The sequence below is a fragment of the Amycolatopsis sp. NPDC026612 genome (genome assembly GCF_040638285.1).
Taxonomy (GTDB): Bacteria; Actinomycetota; Actinomycetes; order Mycobacteriales; family Pseudonocardiaceae; genus Amycolatopsis.
The window spans coordinates 173558-194825 of record NZ_JBEZYB010000009.1; the positions used below are offsets into that span (position 1 = coordinate 173558).

Genomic DNA, 21268 nt, shown 5'->3' on the forward strand with positions numbered 1-21268 from the left:
CGGTGACGGGGTAACCAGATGGTGACCAAGCAGGACACGGACCTTTCCCGCGCGGATTCCCTGGCGCGCGAGATCTTCTCGGACGTCGCCAACAAGTGGGCGTTCCTCATCATCGAGACGCTCGGCGAGCGCACGCTGCGGTTCAGCGAGCTGCGCAACGAGGTCGAGGGCATCAGCCACAAGATGCTGACGCAGAACCTGCGCATGCTGGAGCGCAACGGGCTGCTCGAGCGCGAGGTGCACCCGACCGTGCCGCCGCGCGTCGAATACACCCTCACCGAGCCCGGCCAGGGCCTGCGCGCGACGGTCGACAGCATGTGCGGCTGGACCCAGCGGTTCATCGAGGACATCGAAGCCGCCCGGCACCGCTTCGACGGCTGACGGGTCACCAAGACGGATCGGGTGCCCGGCATTGACGCCCAGCCGCCCGCAGCGCACCATAGAGCGGTCTATGGTCCAGTGCCGGTCCGAAGGGAACTCCCATGCCCGAAGACGTCCGCCCGCGGGTCCGGCTGTTCGGCGAGCTCCTGGCGCACTGGGCGCGGGAACGCCCGGACGGCACCGCGGTCCTCTTCGGTGACCGGTCCTGGACCTGGGCGGGCTTCGACGAGCGGGTCCGGCGGCTGTCCGGGGCCCTCGCCGCCGCGGGCGTGGTCCGGGGCGACCGGGTCGCGTTCGTCGACAAGAACCACCCCGCCTGCCTGGAGACGACGTTCGCGGCGGCCGGGATCGGTGCCGCGAACGCCGTGGTCAACTGGCGGCTTTCGGGCGACGAACTCGCGTACGTGCTCGAAGACGCGGGCGCGAAGGTGGTCTTCGTCGGGGCCGAGCTGCGCCCCGCGCTCGACGCGATCCGCGACCGGCTGCCCGCAGTGGGCCGCGTGGTGGTCGTCGGCGGGGACGCCGACGAGTTCGAGTCCTTCCTGGCCGCCGCCGAGCCGCACGCCGGGACCGGCGTCGACGAAGACGACGGCGTGCTGGTCATGTACACCAGCGGCACCACCGGCTTCCCGAAGGGCGCGGTGCTGACCCACCGCAGCGTCCTCGCGCACGGCCTCGCCGCGGGGACGGCGTTCCCGATCGGCCCGGGCGAGGTCAACCTGGTCGCGATGCCGCTGTTCCACGTCGGCGGCAGCTGCTACGCGGTTTCCGGCTTCCTCTACGGCGAACCGACCTACCTGACCCGGGAGCCGGACGCGGCATCCCTGTTCGCGGCGCTGCAGGCCGGGATCACGCACGCCTTCCTGGTGCCCGCCGTCGTGGCCGGCATCGCGCAGGCCGGCGAGGCCGCGCTCAAGGCGTTCTCCCGGCTGAAGTACCTCTGCTACGGCGCTTCGCCGATGCCGCTCCCGCTGCTGCGCACGGTGCTCGCCGCCTGGCCGGACGTGAAGTTCGCCCAGGTCTACGGCATGACCGAGCTCTCCGGCGCGGTCACCGCACTGGATCCCGAGGCCCACCGCGACGCCACGCGTCCCGAACGGCTGGCCTCGGCGGGCACCGCACTGTCCGGAGTGGACATCCGGATCGTCGACCCGGTCACGACGGAGGACGCCGGGACCGGCGAGGTGTGGATCCGCACCGACCAGCGGATGGCAGGCTACCTCGGCAAGCCGGAGGCGACCGCGGAGACCATCGTGGACGGCTGGGTCCGCACCGGCGACGTCGGCCGCCTCGACGACGGCGGGTTCCTGTTCCTCGAGGACCGCGTCAAGGACATGATCATCACCGGCGGCGAGAACGTCTACTCGCCGGAGGTCGAGCGCGTGGTGGCGGAGTTCCCCGGCGTCGCCGAGGTGGCCGTGATCGGCGTGCCGGACGACCGGTGGGGCGAACAGGTCAAGGCCGTCGTCGCGCCGGCACCGGGGGAGCGGCTCGACGCGGAGAAGCTGGTCGAGTTCTGCCGCGAGCGCCTGGCGCACTACAAGTGCCCGCGCAGCGTCGACGTCATCGAAGCGTTGCCGCGCAACGCGACCGGCAAGATCCTCAAACGCTCCCTGCGCGAACCGTACTGGCGGGACCGGGACCGGAACGTCTGATGCCTCCGGTGACGCGGCGGGCGTACTTCGAGGCCGCGCTGAACGTGCTGGCAGAGCACGGGTTCACCGAGCTGAACGTCGGCGCGCTGTGCCGCGACCTCGGCGTCACGAGCGGTTCGTTCTACCACCACTTCGGCGGCTGGCCGGGGTTCGTGGAGCAGCTGCTGGCCCACTGGGAGAACCGCCAGGTGCGCATCCTGCGCGAGCGGGACTTCGGCACCGGTGGCCCGGCGGCGGACTTCGCGGCGCTGATGGACCTCACGCTCGGGCTGCCCCACGAGGCCGAGGCCGCCATCCGGGCGTGGGCGCGAAACGACGAAACCGTGCGCGCGGCGCAGAAGCACGTCGACGACGCCCGGCTGCGGACGGTCGGCAAGGCGGTCGAAGGCATCGTCGGCAACCGTGCGCTGGCCCGGACGCTGACCTCGCTCGGGATGGCGATGCTGGTGGGGCACCAGCAGCTGGCGTCGGCGGGGGAGCACGGCGAGCTGGCGGCGTTGCTGGCCGAGTACACGCGGCTGGTGCACTCCCGCGCGAGCGGCCTCTGACGCTGCCGGGTTGGCCGTTCCGGTCGCCGAGTTGGCCGTTCCGGTCACTGGGTCGGCCGTTCGTGGTGGCCCGGTGGTCTCAGGTACGGCCAACTCGGCGACCGGAGTGGCCAACTCGGCGACCGGAACGGCCAACTAGGCGTTGCCGAGCACCCGGGTCACGGTGATCTCGATGACGACCCGCTGCGGGTTGGGCTTGGGCTGCCGGTAGCGCGCGGCGTAACGGTTTTCGGCGTCCCGCACCGATTCCGGGTCGTCGCGCAGCACCGCACGTCCCTCCAAAGTGGACCATCGGGGGCCGTCGAGCTGGCAGACCGCGACGGGGATCCCGGCCGCGCCCGCGGCGCGCACGAGCCGGGCCTTGACCGAAGGGGCGAAGGTGATCACGCGGGCGACGCCGGCCTCGAAGTCGACGGTCACCCCGACCGCGACGACGTGCGGCGTGCCGTCCGGCCGGACCGTGGTCAGCGTGGCCAGGTGGCGCTCGGTCCAGAACGCGCGGAAGTCCGGCCCGCGGCCGTCGAGGTCGGTTTGCATGGTCGCCACGCTAGTCCGTCCGGGTGCGCAGGCCTTCGGGGACCCACGCTGGGTAATAGTAAGGAAAGTTTCCTAACGCTCTTGACCTGGTCTTGAGCCGTCTGTCAGGCTCTGATCACCTTCGCCGCAGCCAACGATGTCTTTACGGAGGAGCCATGAAGAGAGTCGTCCGGGCGGTGGTGGTTTCGGCCGCGCTCACCGCGGGGCTGCTGAGCGTGCCCGCGAGCGCGTCGGCGGCGGGCACGCCGTACGTGCCGGGAACGCTGCGGCCGTCCGTTTCGCAGGCCACGCAGGACCAGGCGCTCCAGAAGTACTACGACTTCTGGAAGAAGAACTTCCTGACGACCAAGTGCGGCAGCGGCACCTACGCCGTGCTGTCCAAGGACGCCGACCACTCCTTCGTCGCCGAGGGCGAGGGCTACGGCATGACGATCTCGGCGATGATGGCGGACAAGGACCCGCAGGCCCGGTCGATCGTCGACGGCATACTGAAGTTCGTCAAGGCCCGCCCGTCGGTCAACAACAAGGACCTGCACGCGGCCGAGCAGGACGCGAACTGCAAGAGCGTCAACGGCGGCGACTCGGCCACCGACGGCGACCTCGAAATCGCCTACGGCCTGCTGATCGCGGACAAGAAGTGGGGCAGCGCGGGCGCGGTGAACTACCACGCCGAGGCCGTGCGGATCATCAACGCCATCAAGAAGAGCGAGGTCAACGGCACCACGAAGTTCACCTTGCTCGGCGACTGGGGCAATGACGCGGAGTACAAGAACAGCTCGCGCTCGTCGGACTGGATGCCGGGCCACCTGCGCGCGTTCGCGAAGGCGACCGGCGACGCTTTCTGGGACTCGGTCCGCACCCGCGCGGAGACCGCGGTGGACCGGCTGCAGGCGCAGTACGCGCCGAACACCGGGCTGTTGCCGGACTTCGTGGTCAGCACCGACTCGACTCCGAAGCCGGCGCCGTCGAACTTCCTCGAAGGCCCGTACGACGGCAAGTACAGCTGGAACGCCTGCCGCGACCCGTGGCGGCTGGGCGCGGACGCGATTTCGGCTACGGGCAGTGCGGCGGCCGCGCAGGTCCGCAAGATGAACACGTGGATCAAGTCGGCCACGGGCGGCGACCCGGCGAAGATCCAGAGCGGCTATTCGCTGTCGGGCTCGAAGACCGAAAGCGGTCAGCACCCGTGCTTCACGGCCCCGTTCGCCGTGGCGGCGATGACGGACCCGGGCAGCCAGGCGTGGCTGGACAAGCTGTGGACGGCGATTTCGACGTGGTCCCCGGACGCGACGGACTACTACGGCACGGGAATCACGATCCAGGTGCTGCTGATCCTGAGCGGCAACTACGTGGCCGCCTAGGGGGCAGCCGGAAAACAGTGTGCGGGAGGGCCGGTCGTTCCGCGAGACTGGCGGCATGACCGGTCACCCGCGCAGCGTCGAGGAGCTGACCCGCGCTCTCGACGCGGGGAAGCGGTTCAAGTACGTGTCCTTCTGGGGCCACCGGCCACCCCGCGGTGGCGGGATCGGTGCCGGGTGCTTCAGCCAGTGGTGGCCCTCGCCGTTCGAGGTCGACGAGGTCCGCTTCGCCACGGCAGAGCACTACATGATGTGGCGCAAGGCGAAGCTCTTCGGCGATGACGAGGTGGCCGCGCAGGTGCTGACCGCGGTGCACCCGAAGCAGGCCAAGGACTTCGGCCGGCGGGTGCGGGGCTTCGACGAAGAGGCTTGGGTGGCCCACCGCTACGGGATCGTGGTCGACGGAAACGCGGCGAAGTTCGGGCAGCACCCCGAGCTGGGGCGGTACCTGGCCGGGACCGGAAGCCGCGTGCTCGTCGAGGCGAGTCCCGTCGACCGGGTCTGGGGGATCGGCCTGGCCGCCGACGATCCGCGTGCCGGACTGCCCCGCTCGTGGCGCGGTGCGAACCTGCTCGGCTTCGTCCTCGCGGACGTGCGGGCTCAGGTGGGTTCGCGCAGCGGCAGTCCGGCGGCCCGGTAGATCTCGTCGATCACGGTCATCGTCTCGACCGCGTCGGCCGCCGAGGTCTTCACCGGTTCGCCCCGCAGGACGGCCGCCGCGAACGCGTCCAGCTGGTAGGCGTAAGTCGCCCGCCGCGGGAACTTCTCCGTGCGGCGGGCGTCGCCGATGTGCACGGAGAGCCGGTGGTACGCCTGCGGGGCCAGCGGGTTCAGCACCGACAGCGACCCGCGTGAGCCGATCACCTTGGCGCTGATCTTGAGCACCGACGACGACCACATCGAGCACTCGATCCGGCCCGTGTGCCCGGACGGGAACCTCAGCTCCGCCGTCATCGCCCGGTCCACCCGAGGCGAACGCAGCTTCGCCGAAGCCGACACGATCGACGGGGTCTCGCCGCCGAACACCCGGGCCATGTGGACCGCGTAACAGCCCGCGTCCATCGTCGCGCCCCCCGCCAAGCCGTAGTCGTAGCGGATGTCCGAGAACTTCGGCAGCGGGAAGCACAACGCCGTCTCGACCCGCCGCAGCTCACCCAGCTCGCCCGAAGCCACGATCTCCTCCACCCGCAGCGCCAAGGGGTGGTAGCGGTAGTGGAACGCTTCCATCACCACACGGTCCGAAGCGGCCGCCGCCCGAGCGACCTCCCGCGCCTCCTCCGCGTTGGCCGTGAACGGCTTCTCGCACAGGACGTGCTTCCCGGCCGCCAGCGCCGCTCGTGTCCAGCGCCCGTGCAGGCCGTTCGGCAGCGGGTTGTAGACGGCGTCGATGTCCGGGTCGGCGAGCAGTGCTTCGTAGGACGAATGCACTCGCAAAATCTCGTGCCTGGTCGCAAACGCTTGCGCGCGCTCGGGCGACCGGGCCGCGACTGCCGCGACCGTGACGTCGGCGTGCGAAGAAGCGGGCTTGATCAAGGCCGCGGGCGCGATGCGAGCCGCCCCCAGGATGCCGATCCGCAGGCTCATGGGCGCGAAGCTAGCACCGGCCAGAATTTCAACAGCCAGTTGACCTCTTCAACACCGCGTTGTAGCGTTCCGGCCAGTCGAACAGTGGAGGTCCGCTATGTCCCGTTCCCACGCCGCGCAGGCGGTGTTGCTCGCGAGCCTGGCCGTGCTGGTGACGGCCTGCGGCGGCGGTCCGGACGGCGCGGGCGGGACGTCGCAGGCCGCCGGCGCGCCCGCGTCCGGCATCCCGGACACCGCCGCGATCGTCCAGGCTGTGCAGAAGGACGCGCAGCTCAACGCCGCCCTGCCGGCCACCGTCAAGCAGGCGGGAGTGCTGCACCTGGCGTCGAACCTGCAGTCCGCGCCCAACAACTTCTACGCCGCCGACGGCAAGACGCCGATCGGCTACGAGGTCGACCTCGCCAAGGCGATCGCCGCCAAGCTCGGCGTCACCGTGACCCACCAGGACATGGCGTTCGGCTCGCTCATCACCAGCCTCCAGTCCGGCCGCACCGACCTCACCATGGCCGGCATGAACGACACCAAGGCCCGTCAGGCCCAGATCGACTTCGTCGACTACTTCACCTCGGGCATCACCATCATGATCCGCAAGGGCAACCCGGACGGCATCACCGGCCCGGACACCCTGTGCGGCAAGAACGTCGCCGTCGTGCAGGGCACGAGCCACCAGAAGTTCGCCGCCGAGCAGAGCACGAAGTGCACGCAGGCCGGCAAGCCTGCCGTCGACGTCACCGCGACCGACAGCGACAACCAGAACCAGAACCAGCTGCGCACCGGGCGCGTCGCCGCGATCCTCAACGACCTCCCGAGCGCTGTCTACATCTCGCGGACGGCGGGTGACGGCAAGTTCTTCGAGGTCGTCCCCGGCGAGCCGATCGACGGCGGTCCGTACGGCATCGGCGTCAACAAGGCCAACACGCCGCTGCGGGACTCCGTGCAAAAGGCACTGCAGGCCCTGATCGCCGACGGCACCTACGGCAAGCTCCTGCAGGCCTGGGGGGTCGAGCAGGGCGCCATCAAGGAGGCCGCGGTCAATGGTGGCTCCTGAACCGGCCGAACCGCTGCCCATCGTCCGGCTGAGGCACTGGGGCCGCTGGGTCGCCGCCGCGATCATCCTCGCGCTGCTCGTGCTGCTGGGCATCGCGCTCGGCAACGCGCAGATCGCGTGGGACCAGGTGCCGGACTTCGTCTTCTACAAGGTGATGGCGACCGGCCTGCTCAACACCGTTGTGCTGGCGGTGCTGTCGCAGGCCGTCGCGATCGTGCTCGGCATCGTCATCGCCCTGCTGCGGCGCAGCGCCAACCCGGTCGCCCGCTGGTTCGCCGCCGGGTACATCTGGATCTTCCGCGGGCTGCCGGTGCTGCTGCAGATCCTGCTCTGGTACAACCTGGCGCTCGTCTTCCCGGTGATCGACATCCCGTTCCTCGTCCACGCGCAGACGAACGTGCTGATCAGCGCGTTCACCGCCGCGTTCCTCGGCCTGGCGCTCAACGAAAGCGCGTACATGGCCGAGATCGTCCGCGCCGGGCTGAACAGCGTCGACAGCGGGCAGACCGAGGCAGCGAAGTCGATCGGCATGACACCCGCCGCGACGCTGCACCGGGTCGTCCTGCCGCAGGCCATGCGCGTGATCATCCCGCCGACCGGCAACGACTTCATCAACATGCTCAAGGGCACGTCGATGGCGTCGGTGATCGGCGTGACCGAGCTGATCCACGCGGCCAACAACATTTCGTCGAACAACCTGCTGGTGATGGAGACGCTGCTGGCCGCAGCCGTCTGGTACATGGTCGTGGTGACCGTCGCCGGGGTCGGCCAGCACTACCTGGAACGCGCGTTCGGCCAAGCCGATCGCGGGCCGCTCGCCCGCGCCGGGAAAGCCCTGCGCGGCGTGCCGCTGGTGAGGAGTGCCCGTGTCTGAGCCGCTGCTGCGTGCCGTCGGCGTCCGGAAGTCCTACGGCCACACCGAAGTCCTCGGCGGCATCGACCTCGAGGTCCACAAGGGCCAGGTCGTCTGCCTGCTCGGGCCGTCCGGCGCCGGGAAGAGCACGTTCCTGCGCTGCATCAACCACCTCGAGACCATCGACGCCGGCCAGATCTGGGTCGACGGCGAGCCGATCGGCTTCCGGCAGCGCGGCGGGAAGCTCTACGAGCTGCGCGAACGCGAGGTGGCGCGGCAGCGCCGGGACATCGGCATGGTCTTCCAGCGGTTCAACCTGTTCGCGCACCGGACGGCGCTGGAGAACGTCGTCGAGGGTCCGATCCGGGTGCTCGGCGTCAAACCGGACGAAGCCCGTAAGCAGGGGCTGGAGCTGCTGGACCGCGTCGGCCTGGGGCACCGCGGTGACGCCTACCCGGCGCAGCTGTCCGGCGGGCAGCAGCAGCGCGTCGCGATCGCCCGGTCACTGGCGATGAAACCGAAGCTGATGCTGTTCGACGAGCCGACGTCGGCGCTGGACCCCGAGCTGGTCGGCGAGGTCCTCGAGGTCATGAGTACGTTGGCGGGGGAGGGGATGACGATGGTCGTCGTGACGCACGAGATGAGCTTCGCCGCGGAGGCCGCCGACGAGGTGGTGTTCCTGGCCGACGGCGCCGTCGTCGAGACCGGGCCCCCGTCGGAGGTGCTGAGCGCGCCGAAGCACGAACGCACGCGGCAGTTCCTGGCGAGGATCCTCGCGTGACGCGGATTTCGCCCCGGTACCTGCTCCAGTTCGACGAGCCCGCCGGCTACCTCGACTTCGCCCGCTTCGGGCCGCCGTCGCACGCGGTGCTCGACACGACGGCCGCCCTCCTCGACCAGGCCACCACAGCTGGACCGTCCACAGTGGACGAGCTGATGCGGCAGGAGGTCCGGGCCAAGGCCGCCGCGGCGCGGCTGTCCGGCTCGGACACCGATCACACCGTGCTGCTCCCGCACACCAGCCTCGGCCTGTTCCAGGCGGCGTTCCACAGCACCGGCGAGGTGCTCGTGTCGGCGGCGGAGTTCCCGGCCAACACCTACCCGTGGGCGCGCGCCGAGCAGGCGGGCCGCCTCAAGCTGCGCCGCCTGACCGGCGGTTACGTCACCCCGGAGCGCGTGGCGGAAGCGTTGACGCCGGAGATCACGACGGTCAGCGTCAGCGCGGTCGACTTCCGCACCGGGTTCCGCGCCGACCTGGCCGCGCTGCGCGACGTCGTCGGCGACCGGCTGCTGGTCGTCGACGGCATCCAGGGCTTCGGCGTGATCGAGGCGCCGTGGGAGGTGGCCGACGTCCTGGTCGTCGGTGGCCAGAAGTGGCTGCGCGCCGGCTGGGGCACCGGCTTCGCGGTGCTGTCCGATCGGGCGCTGGACCGGATGGACCCGGTGCTGTCGGGCTGGACCGGCGCGCGCGACCCCGGCCTGTTCGACGACGAGATCCACCCGCCGGACACGACCGCACAGGCCTGGTCGATCTCCAACCTCAGCCCGGTCACCTCCGGCGCGTTCGCCGAGGCGCTGGAGCTGGTCGAAGACGCCGGGGTGGGCGCCATCGCGGCGCGGATCGCCGAGCGGATCGGGGCTTTCGAGGAAGTGCTGGCCGCGTGCGGTGCCGAGGTCGTCTCCGCGGTGGAGCGCCGGGCCGGCATCCTGGCGTTCACCCTGCCCGGCCACCCCGCCGAGCAGGTCGGGGCGGCGCTGGCCACCGCCGGGATCGCGGCGACCGTCCGCCCCGAGCACGTCCGGCTCTCGCCGCACGCCTCGACCCCGGCGGCCGCCGCGGACCTGCTCCGGGAAGCGCTGGAGACCCTGACCCGGCCCCGGGAACCGCTGGCGGTCCCGGCCGCCGGTGCGACGACGCACGAGGTGCTCACCGCGCTGGTGCCCGCCATCCCGGGGCTCGCGGCGATGCTCGGCCCGGGCAACGAGGTCCTGCTGCACGACCTGAGCCGGCTGCCGGACTCGATCATCGCCATCGCCGGCGACCTCACCGGCCGCAACGTCGGCGGCCCGATGACCGACCTGCTGCTCGGCCTGGTCCGCCGCGGCACCACCCAGGACCTGACGAACTACCGCACGCACGGCCCGGACGGCCGGCCGATCCGCTCTTCGACGCTGTTCCTGCGGGACGCCGACGGGGTGGCGGTGGGCTGTCTGTGCGTCAACAGCGCCGACCCCGCCGCGGCCCCGGCCGGCAACGGCGAGCCGGAGACTTTCCCACCGGACGTCGACAGCCTGCAACGGTTCCTGGTGGACCGGGCCGTGGCGAAGGCGGGTATCCCGGTGGACCTGATGAAGAAACGTCACAAGGCCGCCGTGGTGCGGGAACTCGACGAAGCCGGTTATTTCCTCATCAAGGACGCGGTCGACCACCTGGCCGGCCGCCTCGACGTCACCCGCTACACGATCTACAACTACCTCAACGAAATCCGCGCCTGAAGCTGCCCGATCGGACCTTGTCACCTGCGCTTTCCGGGCGGACGATGGCGCGCATGACCGAATCGGACACGCAGCGGGCCCTGGTGCGGCTCGAAGCGGACGACGAGGCGGACGCCGAAGAACTCGACCGGCTCGCCCGCCGGCTGCGCGCCGAGCTGAGCGAGCTCGACCTCGACGTGCTCGCCGCCGTCCCGGCCGGGGACCTGCCACCGGGGGCGAAGGCCGCCGACCCGGTCACGATCGGGTCGCTCATGGTGGCGTTCAGCGCGGCCGGCGGCGTGTTCCCCGGCCTGGTCGAGACGCTGCGCGAGTGGCTGGGCCGCCAGGCGGGCCGGCACAAGATCAAGGTGACGATCGACGGCGACACCGTCGAGCTGGAGCGGGCGACGTCGGCCGAGCGCCGGCAGCTGATCGACGCCTTCGTCCGGCGCCATGGCACGCCCGGCTGATCGCCCTGAGCGACCCGGCTCCGGCAGCGGCTTCCCGAAACGCTGATCACTCTACAAAGGACTCCACGGCCTCCGCGGTAACCGGAACGCCCGTGCCACCCGATTTCCACCTTTCGTAGGGCATTCGCGGCAACAGACCCGGTTGACCGTCCCGCCGGGTCTAGGGTTCTCCCGCCCGAAGTCGCAGGGAAAGGGATAAAACAGTGAGACGTGCCGTTTTTGCCGCGGTCACCGCCGCTGCGCTGGCATCCGCGCTCGTGGCCGCGCCGGCCGCGAACGCCGCACCCGCGAAACAGGCGACGATCGCCTGGGGGCCGTGCACCGATTCCACGCTGATCGCCGCGGGCGCCGACTGCGGGTACCTCGCGGTGCCGCTCGACTACCGCAAGCCGGCCGGGGAGCAGGTCCAGCTCGCCGTCAGCCGCGTCAAGCACAAGGTGGCCGACGCGCAGTACCAGGGCGTCATGCTGACGAACCCGGGCGGTCCGGGCGGGTCCGGCCTGCTGCTGGCCACCCGCGGCCCGCGCGTGCCCAACCACGCCGGCGACGCCTACGACTGGATCGGCTTCGACCCGCGCGGCGTCGGCGCCAGCAAGCCCGCGCTGAGCTGCGACCCGAACTACATGGACTACGACCGGCCGCAGTACGTGCCGTTCACCCCGCAGCTGGAGCGGACCTGGCTCGACCGGTCCAAGGGGTACGCCGAGGCCTGCGCGAAGAACAACTCGCGCGCGCTGCTGGAGAACATGAAGACGACCGACACGGTCCAGGACATGGACTCGATCCGGAAGGCGCTCGGCCAGCGGCAGCTCAACTTCTACGGCTACTCCTACGGCACCTACCTCGGCCAGGTGTACGGCTCGCTGTTCCCGCAGAACGTCCGCCGGATGGTGCTCGACTCGACGGTCGACCCGCGCGGCGTCTGGTACGGCGACAACCTGAACCAGGACATCGCGTTCGACAAGAACATCCTCATCTGGTTCGGCTGGCTCGCCCAGCACGACGACGTCTACCACCTCGGCAAGACCCAGGCCGCGGTGCAGCGGGTCGTCAACGAGCAGCTGCTCAAGGCGTCCTTCACCCCGGCCGGCGGCGTGATCGGGCCGGACGAGATCATCGACGTCATCCAGCAGGCGAGCTACTACCAGCTGCGGTGGACGCTGCTGGGCGACGCGCTGTCCCGGTTCGTCAACAAGGGTGACTGGCAGAACTGGAAGACGCTCTTCGAGGCCTTCGGCGGCCGTGGCGACGACAACGGCTACGCGGTGTACCTCGCCGTCCAGTGCACCGATGTCCAGTGGCCGCAGAGCTGGAACCAGTGGCGGCGCGACAACTGGCAGACCTTCACCAAGGCCCCGTACTTCACCTGGCAGAACGCGTGGTTCAACGCGCCCTGCCGGTACTGGCCGGCGAAGGCGGGCAAGCCGGTGAAGGTCGACGGCCGGGGCGTGCCGAGCGTGCTGATGATCGACGAGACGCTCGACGCGGCGACGCCGTTCGAAGGCAGCCTCGAGGTCCGCAGCCGGTTCCCGGGTGCTTCGCTGATCGCGGAGCCGGGTGGCACCAGCCACGCCATCACCCCGCGCGGCAACGCGTGCGTCGACACCAAGATCGCCGACTACCTGGCGACCGGCGCGCTCCCGGTCCGCAAGCCGGGCCGGACGGCGGACGTCGAGTGCGCCCCGCTGCCGCAGCCGACGCCGCCGGTACCGACGGCCGCCAAGGCCGACGTGGCGGCGACGCAGGGCCTGGTGGCCGGGCGTTTTGCCGGCTGACCTGCGTAAACCCTGAGAAACGGGGTGCTGGGCACAACTGCCCGGCACCCCGTTTCTTTATGGGCTCCGCGCGCTTTTCGCCGCCGGGGACTTTGAGTCTGCGTGGACTTTGTGTTACAAAGTGAGCCATCGACTTTGCGATGCAAAGTCCACGAGCGAAAGGAGGACGCCATGACTGGGGGACCGGCGTTCGCACTCCACGGCCTCACCAAACGGTTCGGGTCGGTCACGGCGGTCGGCGGGGTGTCCGTCGAGGTGGCCCGGGGCCAGGTCGTCGCGCTGCTCGGGCCGAACGGCGCGGGCAAGTCGACCACCGTCGACATGCTGCTCGGCCTGACCAAGCCGGACGCGGGAGAGGTCACCGTCGCCGGCGGCAGCCCCCGCGACGCCGTCGACCGGGGCCTGGTCGGCGCGATGATGCAGAACGGCGCGCTGCTGCCGGACGCCACGGTCGGCGAGATCGTCGGCCTGATCGTCTCGACGCACGAGAAGCCGCTGCCCGCCGAAGAGGTGATCGCCCGGGCGGGTCTCGAGAAGCTCGTGAAACGCCGCTGCGGCAAGCTGTCCGGCGGGGAACGCCAGCGCGTCCGGTTCGCGCTCGCCCTGGCCGGCGACCCGCAGCTGCTCGTGCTCGACGAGCCGACCGCGGCGATGGACGTCGACGGCAGGCGGGCGTTCTGGGCGGCCATCCGCGAGTTCGCCGCCGGCGGCCGGACAGTGCTGTTCGCGACCCACTACCTCGCCGAGGCCGAGGACTACGCCGACCGCGTCGTGCTGATGCGCCACGGCGCCGTCGTCGCCGACGGCCCGGTCGCCGAGGTCCGGGCCGCGGTGTCCGGCCGGGTGCTCAAGGCGGTCGTGCCCGGCGCGACCGAAGCCGAGCTGGCCGCGCTTCCCGGCGTCACCGGCGTGCAGCTGCGCGGTGGCCGCGCCGAGCTGGCCTGCGCCGACTCCGACGCGACGATCCGCGCCCTGCTCGCGGCGCACCCGGCCGCGTCCGACATCGAAATCACCGCGCTCGGCCTCGAAGAGGCCTTCCTGGCGCTGACCGCCGAGGAGGTCGCCGCGTGAACACGACGTACCTGAGCCTGGAGATCAAGCGGATCGTCCGCAGCCCGCAGTTCACGATCTTCACCATCGGCATGCCGGTGGCGATGTACCTGCTGTTCGGTTCGATCTTCGGCAAGCTGGTGCTGGAGAACGGTCTTCCCGCCGATGTCCAGACCATGATCAAGCTCGCCGCGTACGGCGCGAGCGGCGGCGCCCTGTTCACCGGGACGCGCGTGGCGCAGGAACGCACGGACGGCTGGCAGCGCCAGCTCCGCCTGACGCCGATGCGCGGCCCCGGCTACCTCGTCGTCAAGGTGCTCTCGGCGATGGCCGTGGCGCTGCCGGTGCTCGCGGTGCTGTTCCTCGCCGGGCTGGCGACGGGGGTCGAGATGACCGCTGCGCAGTGGGGTCTGGTGCTGGTGTCGCTGTGGCTCGCCGTGCTCCCGTTCGCCGTGCTGGGTCTCGCCATCGGCCTGTTCGGCAAGGGCGACACCGTCGGCGCCGTCACCGGGGCGCTGATGATGCCGCTCGGCATGCTCGGCGGCCTGTGGATCCCGCTGGAGGTGCTGCCGGACTGGATGTCGACGGTGGCGCACTTCTTCCCGACGTACTGGCTCGGCCGCGTCGGCCTCGAACCGCTGGCCCACCAGGGCGGGCTGGGTGTCGCGGTGCTCGTGCTCGCGGGCTGGCTGGTCGTGCCCGCCCTGGTCGTGGTGCGCCGGTTCCGGCTGGACACGGCCCGGTTGTGAATGCGTGTTAGCTTCCGTGCAGCGTTGCGGGGTCTGCACGGGAGGAGGGCGAACCAGGTGGAAGACGAGCCGATGTCGGCCGAGGAGTCGCTGAACCTGATCGCCCAGCAGAACCGGCGGACCCGCCGGGAACTGGGCGGGGGCCCGGCGCGGATGCTCGCCGCCTGGGCCCTCGCCTGGATCGTCGGCTGGGGCTTCACGTACGTCACGACGCTGCCCGGCGTGGGAGTGCCGGGCTGGGTCGCGGGCGGGCTCGTCGTCCCGCTGCTGTTCCTCGGCGCCGTCGCTTACACGACCTTCACCAGCATCCGCACCGGCCGCGGGATCCGCGGGCCGTCCCGCACGGTCGGCGCGATGTACGGCTACGGCTGGGCGCTCTCCTCGATCGGGCTGATGGTCGTCGACATCCGGATCACGAGCTTCCAGGCCCTGTCCACGGATCAGGTGTCGCTGCTGTGGACCGGCACGTGGCTGCTGCTCACCGGCGTGATGTACCTGGCGGGCGGCATGGTGTGGCAGGACAAGCTCATGTACGGACTCGGCGCGTGGATGATCGTGTCGGCCGCGCTGAGCGTGCTGGTCGGTTACCCGGCCAACTTCCTCGTGCTCACCGTCTGCGGGGGCGGCGGGTTCCTGCTCGGCGCGATCGTCTACTTCGTCCGCGAGAAGACCGGCCGATGAGCGAACTGCCGCAGCTCGACCCGGTCATCCACGCCCAGGCGCGGCTGCGGGTCACGGTCGCGCTCGCCGGGCTGCGCTCAGGCGACCAGATCACCTTCCCGCGGCTGCAGCAGCTGTTGGACATGACGGCAGGCAACCTCTCGACGCACCTGCGCAAGCTCGAGGACGCCGAGTACGTCGAGATCACCAAGGCGTACGAGCACCGCACGCCGGTCACCCTGGTCCGGCTGACCGCGGCCGGCCGGGCCGCGTTCGAGAGCTACACCAAGGCGCTGCACCAGCTGCTGGACGCCACCGGCGGGGACTGACGTGGGCCGCTGGGTGATCCACCTCGACCTGGACGCCTTCTACGCGTCGGCCGAGCAGCTCACCCGCCCGACGCTGGCCGGGCGCCCGGTGCTCGTCGGCGGCCTCGGCCCGCGCGGGGTCGTCGCCGGCGCCAGCTACGAATCGCGGGCGTTCGGCATCAAGTCGGCGATGCCGATGGCCCAGGCGCGGCGGCTGCTGCCGGCGAACGGCGTGATCGTGCCGCCGCGGTTCCGCGTCTACGAGCGGCTCAGCCAGGAGGTCTTCGCCGTCGTCGCCGAGGTCGCGCCGGTGCTGGAGAAGATCTCCCTCGACGAAGCCTTCGCCGAACCGCCTTCGCTCGTCGGCGCTCCTTTCGAAGCGGTCACCGAGTTCTGCGCGTCGCTGCGGGCCCGGATCCACGCGGAGACCGGCCTGGTGGCGTCGATCGGCGCGGGCAACGGCAAGCAGATCGCGAAGATCGCCTCCGACGAGGCCAAACCGGACGGGCTGCTGGTGGTGCCGCAGCGCACCGAACGGGAGTTCCTCGCGCCGCTGCCGGTGCGTGCGCTGTGGGGCATCGGCCCGGTCGCCGAGGGCAAGCTGCGGTTCATCGGCGTCCAGACGCTCGGGCAGCTGGCGGCACTGTCCGAACAGGACGCCGTGGCCACGCTCGGCGGCGTCGTCGGCCGCGACCTGCGGCGGCTCGCGACCGGCGCCGACGACCGCCCGGTGGCCGGCCGCGCCGAGACCAAGCAGGTCAGCGCCGAGACGACGTTCGACACCGACATCAAGGACCTCGCCTCGTTGAAAGCGGAGGTCCGCCGGATCGCGGTGGGCGCGCACCAGCGGCTGCTCAAGGCCGGCCGGGTGGCGCGGACGGTGGTGATCAAGCTGCGCCACACGGACATGCACACGGTGACCCGTTCGGAGACGATCTCCGCGCCCACGGACGACCTGGCCGAGCTCGCCGCGACCGCCGAGCGGCTGCTGATCGACCCGGCGGAGTTCGGCGGCATCCGGCTGGCCGGCGTCGCCTACAGCAGCCTTTCGGTACCCCACCAGGACGCGCTGTTCACCCTCGCCACGGCTCCTTCGGCGCCCACGGTGGTGTCTTCCACACCGGCGCCGGCTCCCGCACCGCCCTCGGAATGGCGTCAGGGCGACGACGTGGTCCACCCGGAATTCGGCACGGGCTGGGTCCAGGGCGCGGGCCACGGCCGGGTGACGGTCCGTTTCGAGCACCGGTCATCGGGACCCGGCGTCGCGCGCACCTTTCCCCAGTCGGACCCGGCCCTGACCCGCGGCGAACCCGGCGACTGCCTGCGCTGACCGGGGGCCTACTCCGCCGAGCAGCCCTGCAGCTTCGCGACTTCCTGGCCCGCCAGCAGGAACGCGCCCACGCCGTAGGCCGCCGTGTCCGTGGCCTTTGCCGTCGCCGGGCGGTCGCCCACCGGCTGGACGTACCCCACCAGGCCACTCGGCTGCAGCGCCTTCGTCGACAGCGCCGTCCACGCTTTGTCGACCACCGGGCGGTAGCGGGCCGCGTCGAGGATGCCCGCGGTGATGCCCCAGCCGAGGCCGAACGTGAAGAACGCCGTGCCGCTGGCCTCCGGGCCGCCGTGGTCCCACGGGTTGAGCAGGTCGGAGTTCCAGAAGCCGTCACGCCGCTGGACCAAAGCCAGTGTGGCCGCCATCTTCTTGTACACCCGCAGGTACTCCGGGCGCTGCGGGTCGTCGGCCGGCAGCACCTGCAGCACCTTCGTCAGCGCCGCCAGGGCCCAGCCGTTGCCGCGCGACCAGAACACGCCCGAACCCTTGAACCGCGCGTCGCGGTACCACAGGCCGGTGAACTCGTTGAACAGCTTGTGTTCCGTGTACGAGAACAAGCTGTTCATAGCGTCCGAATAGGACGGATCGTGGTCGATCAGGCTCATCCGCGCGAACGACGGCATCGCCATGTTCAGCGCGTCGACGTAGTTCCAGTAGTCGCGGTGACCCGCCTGCACGGACGCCACCTCGGCCTGGACCCGGGTGCGGATCGAGTCGAGCGGGATCTCCGGGTGGAAGTAGGTGTAGAGGTCCAGGTACGCCTCGCCGGCGGCCTGGTTGTCCGGGAAGAACGGCCGCTTCGGGTCCTCCGGCAGCAGGTACTTGTTGGCCTGCGCCCAGGGGTACGTCTTGTGGTTGGACTGGCCGGTCGTCCGGACCAGCGCCAGGTTGCCGACGTGGAACGTCGCGTTCTGCCAGTCCGGCGCGTCGAGGTTCGTCCCGTTGGCGACCCAGTAGTTGCCCGCGGACACCATCTGACCGGTGATCGCGCACTCGGGCGGGGCGGCGGCCAGTGCCGGTGCCGACAGCAGGCCGCCGGTCAGCGCCGCGGCCGCGAGCACGCCGAAACCACGAATTCCCGGGAAACGCATGAAAGCGTCCTCCTCAGCACGTCATGGCGGCGGTCATCCGCAGCGAGTCAAGCGCGTCCCGGTAACCGTGTCAAGGTGCCGATGAGCGGTACGCCGCAACGGTTTCCAGCAATCGGCGCGAGGCGGACTCGGCACCGTCAGGGTTCTTCGCCAGCACCAGCGTCAGCACGCGGGAGTGCGCCACGAGCTCCATCTGCTCGCCCTGCGCACGCAAAGCGGCGACCACCGGCACCTGCAGCTGCGCGATCAACGCGTTCCCCGACGCCCGGATCAACCCCGCGTGGAACCGCGAATCGGCGTCCTGGAACGCTTCGCCGTCGCCGCGCTCGACCGCGTCGGCCATCAGCGCGTACGCCGCCGCCATCGCCGAAAGCTCGTCCGGACGCCGGTGCCGTGCCGCCATCCGCGCCGCCTGCGGTTCGATCGCCAGCCGCAGTTCCCACAGTTCCCGCAGGTGCTCGTGGCCGCCGGGACCGCCGACGCGCCAGGCGATGACGTCCGGGTCGATCGCGTCCCACGCCTCGGGCGGCAGCGTCCACGTCCCGACCCGCGGGCGCGCGGTGACCATGCCCTTGGACTCCAGTACGCGCAACGCTTCGCGGACCACCGTCCGGGACGCGGAGAAGCGGCGGCCGAGTTCCTCGGGGACGAGCGGCTGCCCGTCCCCGAGAACGCCTTCGACGATGAGCCTGCCCAGTTCGTCGACGATGCGCGCGTGGAGGTTCCGCACCGCTACTCGGGCAGGCCGACGCGCCGCTCCCCGCTGCGCAGTTGCTGCAGCACGACCGCGATCACCAGCAGGGCGCCGTGGGCGACGTTCTGCCAGAACGGGTTGATGCCCAGCCCCGACATGCCGTTGTCGAGCACGCCCAGGATGACCACCGCGAGCACGGTGGAGATGATGGACCCGCGGCCGCCCTTGAGCATCGTGCCGCCGAGCGCGGCGCCGGTGACGGCCTGCAGCTCCAGGCCTTCGGAGCCGGACGTCGGCTGGCCGGAGCCGGTCCGCGCGGTGATCAGCACGCCCGCGACCGCGGCGACCACGCCGACCAGGGCGTAGACGCCGATGATGTACCGGTTGATGTTGATGCCGGCCAGCCGCGCGGCGGTGTCGTTGCCCCCGATGGCGTAGACGTTGCGGCCGATGTCGGTGTACTTGAGCAGGAAGTGCAGCAGGGCCGCGACGATCAGGAACACCCACACCAGCGACGGCAGCCCGAGCACGGACCCCTTGGCCAGGAAGATGAACAGGTCGTCGCCGCCGGTGTAGCCCTGCGCCTTGCCGTCCGAGATGACCTGCGCGATGCCCTTGTAGGTGGCGAGCATGGCCAGCGTCGCGACCACCGGGTTGACCCGGCCGAAGATGATGATCAGGCCGTTGACCAGGCCACACAGGATGCCGACGCCGACCGCGGCGAGGATGCCCACCTCGGCGTTGCCGGTCGAGGTGAACACCATCGCCGAAATGACCGAGGCGAGCCCGGCCATCGACCCGACCGAGATGTCCAGCGCGCCGAGGATGATCACCAGCGTCTGGACCAGGGCCAGCAGCCCCATGATGGTGATCGCGCTGCCGATCAGCAGCAGGTTGTTGGTGCGGAAGAAGTTCTCGTTCAGCACCGACAGCAGGATCACGAGCGCGATGAGCGTGATGATCAGGCTGGAGTTCTGCACGCCGATGCCGGTCAAGACCCGGCGTGCGGCGCTCGGTTGCGCCGGGGCGGTGGGGGCCGACGTTTCCTTGGTGGGGGTGCTCATGCGCCGATCTCCTGGGCGTCGTCCACGGCTGGTTCGGTTTCGGGGATGGCGAGGGTCAGCACGGCTTCCTCGGTCGCGTCTTCGCGGCTGATCTCGCCCGCGAGCCGCCCGGCCCGCATGACGAGGATGCGGTCGGCCAGCGTCAGCACCTCGGGCAGGTCGGAGGAGATGACCAGCAGTGCGATGCCTTCGGCGGCTAGGCCGTCGATGATCCGGTAGATCTCGGCCTTCGCGCCGACGTCGACCCCGCGCGTCGGCTCGTCGAGGATCAGCAGCTTCGGCCGCCGGGCGAGCCAGCGCGCGAGGACGGCTTTCTGCTGGTTGCCGCCGGAGAGCTTGCGGACTTCCTGCTCCATCGACGGCGTCCGCACGCGAAGCTCGCGTACGTACTCCTCGACGAGCGCGCGTTCCTTCGCGCGCTTCACGACGCGGAAGCGGCGAAGCCGGTCGAGGACGGCGATGGACACGTTGTCGCGTACGGACCGCTGCATGAGCAACGCGTCCGTCTTGCGCTCTTCGGGCGCGAAGCCGATGCCCGCTTTGACGGCGTCACCCGGGTTGTGCGCGCGCAGCGGTTTCCCGGCGAGCTCGACGGTGCCGGACCGGATCGGCAGGTCGGCGACGATCGCCCGGGCCAGTTCCGACCTCCCGGCCCCGACCAGCCCGGCCAGGCAGACGACCTCGCCCGCGCGGACCTCGAGGGAGATGTCGGTGACGTCGTCCGTGGTCACGTGGTCCAGCTCGAGCACGACCGCGCCGGTTTCCTGGGTGGTGCGGCGCTCCAGCGCCGAGAGGTCGCGGCCGATCATCATCCGCACGAGGCTGTTCTCGTCGGTCTCCGCGGCCTGCTGGACACCGACGAGCTTCCCGTCCCGCAGCACGGCGACGCGGTCGGCGAGCTGGAAGATCTCCTTCATCCGGTGCGAGACGTAGACAACGGCGACCCCGCTGTCGCGCAGCCGGCCGATCAGCCGGAACAGCGCCTCCACCTCGTGTTCGGACAGCGACGACGTCGGTTCGTCGAAGGCGATCACACGCGGGGGCGTGGCCGCGGTGAGCACGCGCAGGATCTCGACGATCTGCCGCTGGGCGGCCGACAGCGCGACGCCGAGCGTCATCGGGTTGAGCACGCCTTCGAAGCCGTACTCGGCGAGCGCGGCCTGCGTCGCGTTCAGCAGCGTGCGGCGGTTGAACACCCGCGCCTTGGCGGGGAGTTCGCCGACGAAGACGTTCTCCGCCACCGAAACGTGCGGGATGATCTCGGGTTCCTGGTAGATCACGCGCACCCCGGCCGCCATCGCCGCGCGCGGGGTGTCGAAGGTGACTTCGGCGCCGTCCAGGAGCAGCCGGCCGTCGTCCGGTCCCTGGTCGCCGGACAGCACGCGCAGGAGCGTCGACTTGCCGGCGCCGTTCTCGCCCATCAGCGCGAGCACTTCGCCGGAGCGGAACTCCAGCGAGACGTCGTCGAGGGCGGTGACGCCGGAGAAGCGCTTGCCGATGCCCTCGACGGCGAGCGCGGGTGGAGAGCCGGACATGGTGTCCCTTCCGTACGGCGGTGGGGGGGGGGTTTTTGTTGTGTTTAAAGAAAATACAAAGACAAAGGGGGGGGGGGGGGGGGGGGGTAGGGCGGCCCGCGGG

General features: G+C 70.7%; 22 protein-coding genes. 16 read left to right on the forward strand and 6 right to left on the reverse strand.

Going from position 1 to position 21268, the window contains the following annotated elements; all coding sequences use genetic code 11:
* Nucleotides 1-18: 18 nt before the first annotated feature.
* The 3 genes from AB0F15_RS12790 to AB0F15_RS12800 all read left to right on the forward strand — a co-directional run bounded on the left by AB0F15_RS12790 (nt 19) and on the right by AB0F15_RS12800 (nt 2584).
* On the forward strand, nt 19-381 hold the full coding sequence (locus AB0F15_RS12790; RefSeq protein WP_360269430.1) for a helix-turn-helix domain-containing protein: 363 nt from the start codon (nt 19-21) through the stop codon (nt 379-381).
* Nucleotides 382-482: 101 nt separating this feature from the next.
* Nucleotides 483-2036, forward strand: a complete 1554-nt coding sequence (locus tag AB0F15_RS12795; protein WP_360269431.1) for a long-chain fatty acid--CoA ligase — start codon at nt 483-485, stop codon at nt 2034-2036.
* On the forward strand, nt 2036-2584 hold the full coding sequence (locus AB0F15_RS12800; protein ID WP_360269433.1) for a TetR/AcrR family transcriptional regulator: 549 nt from the start codon (nt 2036-2038) through the stop codon (nt 2582-2584). The genes AB0F15_RS12795 and AB0F15_RS12800 overlap by 1 nt, the downstream gene beginning before the upstream one ends.
* A gap of 135 nt (nt 2585-2719) precedes the next feature.
* Here AB0F15_RS12800 and AB0F15_RS12805 read toward each other — a convergent pair whose 3' ends face one another.
* Entirely contained in the window at nt 2720-3121 is a 402-nt protein-coding gene (locus AB0F15_RS12805; RefSeq protein WP_360269435.1) for a PPOX class F420-dependent oxidoreductase, read from the reverse strand.
* A gap of 155 nt (nt 3122-3276) precedes the next feature.
* On the opposite strand from AB0F15_RS12805, the gene AB0F15_RS12810 reads away from it, so the two are divergent.
* On the forward strand, nt 3277-4482 hold the full coding sequence (locus AB0F15_RS12810; protein ID WP_360269437.1) for a glycosyl hydrolase family 8: 1206 nt from the start codon (nt 3277-3279) through the stop codon (nt 4480-4482).
* 55 nt (nt 4483-4537) lie between these two features.
* The gene (locus tag AB0F15_RS12815) at nt 4538-5119 is read left to right on the forward strand and encodes an NADAR family protein (protein ID WP_360269438.1); all 582 of its coding nucleotides are present in this window, start codon (nt 4538-4540) and stop codon (nt 5117-5119) included.
* On the opposite strand, the gene AB0F15_RS12820 is transcribed toward AB0F15_RS12815, so the two are convergent.
* Complete coding sequence (locus tag AB0F15_RS12820) at nt 5080-6063, reverse strand: Gfo/Idh/MocA family oxidoreductase (protein WP_360269440.1); 984 nt, start codon at nt 6061-6063, stop codon at nt 5080-5082. The two genes, AB0F15_RS12815 and AB0F15_RS12820, sit on opposite strands and share 40 nt — an antisense overlap.
* A gap of 97 nt (nt 6064-6160) precedes the next feature.
* Between AB0F15_RS12820 and AB0F15_RS12825 the strand changes: the two genes are divergently transcribed.
* The 11 genes from AB0F15_RS12825 (at nt 6161) to AB0F15_RS12875 (ending at nt 16781) form a co-directional block, all read left to right on the forward strand.
* Complete coding sequence (locus AB0F15_RS12825) at nt 6161-7111, forward strand: ABC transporter substrate-binding protein (protein WP_360269442.1); 951 nt, start codon at nt 6161-6163, stop codon at nt 7109-7111.
* On the forward strand, nt 7098-7985 hold the full coding sequence (locus AB0F15_RS12830) for an amino acid ABC transporter permease (protein ID WP_360269444.1): 888 nt from the start codon (nt 7098-7100) through the stop codon (nt 7983-7985). Before AB0F15_RS12825 ends, AB0F15_RS12830 begins: the two co-directional genes overlap by 14 nt.
* Nucleotides 7978-8745 carry an amino acid ABC transporter ATP-binding protein gene (locus tag AB0F15_RS12835; RefSeq protein WP_360269446.1) on the forward strand — a complete coding sequence of 256 codons (768 nt, stop codon included), beginning with the start codon at nt 7978-7980 and terminating at the stop codon, nt 8743-8745. The genes AB0F15_RS12830 and AB0F15_RS12835 overlap by 8 nt, the downstream gene beginning before the upstream one ends.
* Nucleotides 8742-10460 (forward strand): aminotransferase class V-fold PLP-dependent enzyme, encoded by a 1719-nt coding sequence (locus tag AB0F15_RS12840; protein ID WP_360269448.1) that lies wholly within the window; start codon nt 8742-8744, stop codon nt 10458-10460. The genes AB0F15_RS12835 and AB0F15_RS12840 overlap by 4 nt, the downstream gene beginning before the upstream one ends.
* 53 nt (nt 10461-10513) lie before the next feature.
* Nucleotides 10514-10909 (forward strand): hypothetical protein, encoded by a 396-nt coding sequence (locus AB0F15_RS12845; RefSeq protein WP_360269450.1) that lies wholly within the window; start codon nt 10514-10516, stop codon nt 10907-10909.
* A gap of 203 nt (nt 10910-11112) precedes the next feature.
* On the forward strand, nt 11113-12684 hold the full coding sequence (locus AB0F15_RS12850; RefSeq protein WP_360269452.1) for an alpha/beta hydrolase: 1572 nt from the start codon (nt 11113-11115) through the stop codon (nt 12682-12684).
* A 171-nt stretch (nt 12685-12855) separates the two neighbouring features.
* On the forward strand, nt 12856-13755 hold the full coding sequence (locus AB0F15_RS12855) for an ABC transporter ATP-binding protein (protein ID WP_360269454.1): 900 nt from the start codon (nt 12856-12858) through the stop codon (nt 13753-13755).
* Nucleotides 13752-14483, forward strand: a complete 732-nt coding sequence (locus tag AB0F15_RS12860; RefSeq protein WP_360269456.1) for an ABC transporter permease — start codon at nt 13752-13754, stop codon at nt 14481-14483. The genes AB0F15_RS12855 and AB0F15_RS12860 overlap by 4 nt, the downstream gene beginning before the upstream one ends.
* 57 nt (nt 14484-14540) lie before the next feature.
* Nucleotides 14541-15164 (forward strand): hypothetical protein, encoded by a 624-nt coding sequence (locus AB0F15_RS12865; RefSeq protein ID WP_360269458.1) that lies wholly within the window; start codon nt 14541-14543, stop codon nt 15162-15164.
* A complete protein-coding gene (locus AB0F15_RS12870) occupies nt 15161-15472 on the forward strand; it encodes a transcriptional regulator (RefSeq protein WP_103335624.1) in 312 nt (103 codons plus the stop codon). Before AB0F15_RS12865 ends, AB0F15_RS12870 begins: the two co-directional genes overlap by 4 nt.
* A gap of 1 nt (nt 15473) precedes the next feature.
* The gene (locus AB0F15_RS12875; RefSeq protein WP_360269460.1) at nt 15474-16781 is read left to right on the forward strand and encodes a DNA polymerase IV; all 1308 of its coding nucleotides are present in this window, start codon (nt 15474-15476) and stop codon (nt 16779-16781) included.
* A gap of 8 nt (nt 16782-16789) precedes the next feature.
* Here the strand turns inward: AB0F15_RS12875 and AB0F15_RS12880 are convergent, their stop codons facing one another.
* The 4 genes from AB0F15_RS12880 to AB0F15_RS12895 all read right to left on the reverse strand — a co-directional run bounded on the left by AB0F15_RS12880 (nt 16790) and on the right by AB0F15_RS12895 (nt 21165).
* The gene (locus AB0F15_RS12880; protein ID WP_360269461.1) at nt 16790-17872 is read right to left on the reverse strand and encodes a glycoside hydrolase family 88 protein; all 1083 of its coding nucleotides are present in this window, start codon (nt 17870-17872) and stop codon (nt 16790-16792) included.
* Nucleotides 17873-17942: 70 nt separating this feature from the next.
* On the reverse strand, nt 17943-18602 hold the full coding sequence (locus AB0F15_RS12885) for an FCD domain-containing protein (RefSeq protein ID WP_360269463.1): 660 nt from the start codon (nt 18600-18602) through the stop codon (nt 17943-17945).
* Between the two features lie 2 nt (nt 18603-18604).
* Nucleotides 18605-19630, reverse strand: coding sequence for an ABC transporter permease (locus AB0F15_RS12890; protein WP_360269465.1), 1026 nt, complete (start codon nt 19628-19630; stop codon nt 18605-18607).
* The gene (locus tag AB0F15_RS12895) at nt 19627-21165 is read right to left on the reverse strand and encodes a sugar ABC transporter ATP-binding protein (protein WP_360269467.1); all 1539 of its coding nucleotides are present in this window, start codon (nt 21163-21165) and stop codon (nt 19627-19629) included. Before AB0F15_RS12895 ends, AB0F15_RS12890 begins: the two co-directional genes overlap by 4 nt.
* Nucleotides 21166-21268: the final 103 nt, after the last annotated feature.

What these genes read in the sequence shown, in the direction of transcription:
- AB0F15_RS12830 (WP_360269444.1), top strand. Translation starts at nt 7,098, where the DNA reads ATGGTGGCTCCTGAACCGGCCGAACCGCTGCCCATCGTCCGGCTGAGG.
- AB0F15_RS12795 (WP_360269431.1), top strand. Translation starts at nt 483, where the DNA reads ATGCCCGAAGACGTCCGCCCGCGGGTCCGGCTGTTCGGCGAGCTCCTG.
- AB0F15_RS12895 (WP_360269467.1), bottom strand. Translation starts at nt 21,165, where the DNA reads ATGTCCGGCTCTCCACCCGCGCTCGCCGTCGAGGGCATCGGCAAGCGC.
- AB0F15_RS12820 (WP_360269440.1), bottom strand. Translation starts at nt 6,063, where the DNA reads ATGAGCCTGCGGATCGGCATCCTGGGGGCGGCTCGCATCGCGCCCGCG.
- AB0F15_RS12810 (WP_360269437.1), top strand. Translation starts at nt 3,277, where the DNA reads ATGAAGAGAGTCGTCCGGGCGGTGGTGGTTTCGGCCGCGCTCACCGCG.
- AB0F15_RS12815 (WP_360269438.1), top strand. Translation starts at nt 4,538, where the DNA reads ATGACCGGTCACCCGCGCAGCGTCGAGGAGCTGACCCGCGCTCTCGAC.
- AB0F15_RS12855 (WP_360269454.1), top strand. Translation starts at nt 12,856, where the DNA reads ATGACTGGGGGACCGGCGTTCGCACTCCACGGCCTCACCAAACGGTTC.
- AB0F15_RS12800 (WP_360269433.1), top strand. Translation starts at nt 2,036, where the DNA reads ATGCCTCCGGTGACGCGGCGGGCGTACTTCGAGGCCGCGCTGAACGTG.
- AB0F15_RS12880 (WP_360269461.1), bottom strand. Translation starts at nt 17,872, where the DNA reads ATGCGTTTCCCGGGAATTCGTGGTTTCGGCGTGCTCGCGGCCGCGGCG.
- AB0F15_RS12825 (WP_360269442.1), top strand. Translation starts at nt 6,161, where the DNA reads ATGTCCCGTTCCCACGCCGCGCAGGCGGTGTTGCTCGCGAGCCTGGCC.
- AB0F15_RS12845 (WP_360269450.1), top strand. Translation starts at nt 10,514, where the DNA reads ATGACCGAATCGGACACGCAGCGGGCCCTGGTGCGGCTCGAAGCGGAC.
- AB0F15_RS12790 (WP_360269430.1), top strand. Translation starts at nt 19, where the DNA reads ATGGTGACCAAGCAGGACACGGACCTTTCCCGCGCGGATTCCCTGGCG.
- AB0F15_RS12890 (WP_360269465.1), bottom strand. Translation starts at nt 19,630, where the DNA reads ATGAGCACCCCCACCAAGGAAACGTCGGCCCCCACCGCCCCGGCGCAA.
- AB0F15_RS12870 (WP_103335624.1), top strand. Translation starts at nt 15,161, where the DNA reads ATGAGCGAACTGCCGCAGCTCGACCCGGTCATCCACGCCCAGGCGCGG.
- AB0F15_RS12805 (WP_360269435.1), bottom strand. Translation starts at nt 3,121, where the DNA reads ATGCAAACCGACCTCGACGGCCGCGGGCCGGACTTCCGCGCGTTCTGG.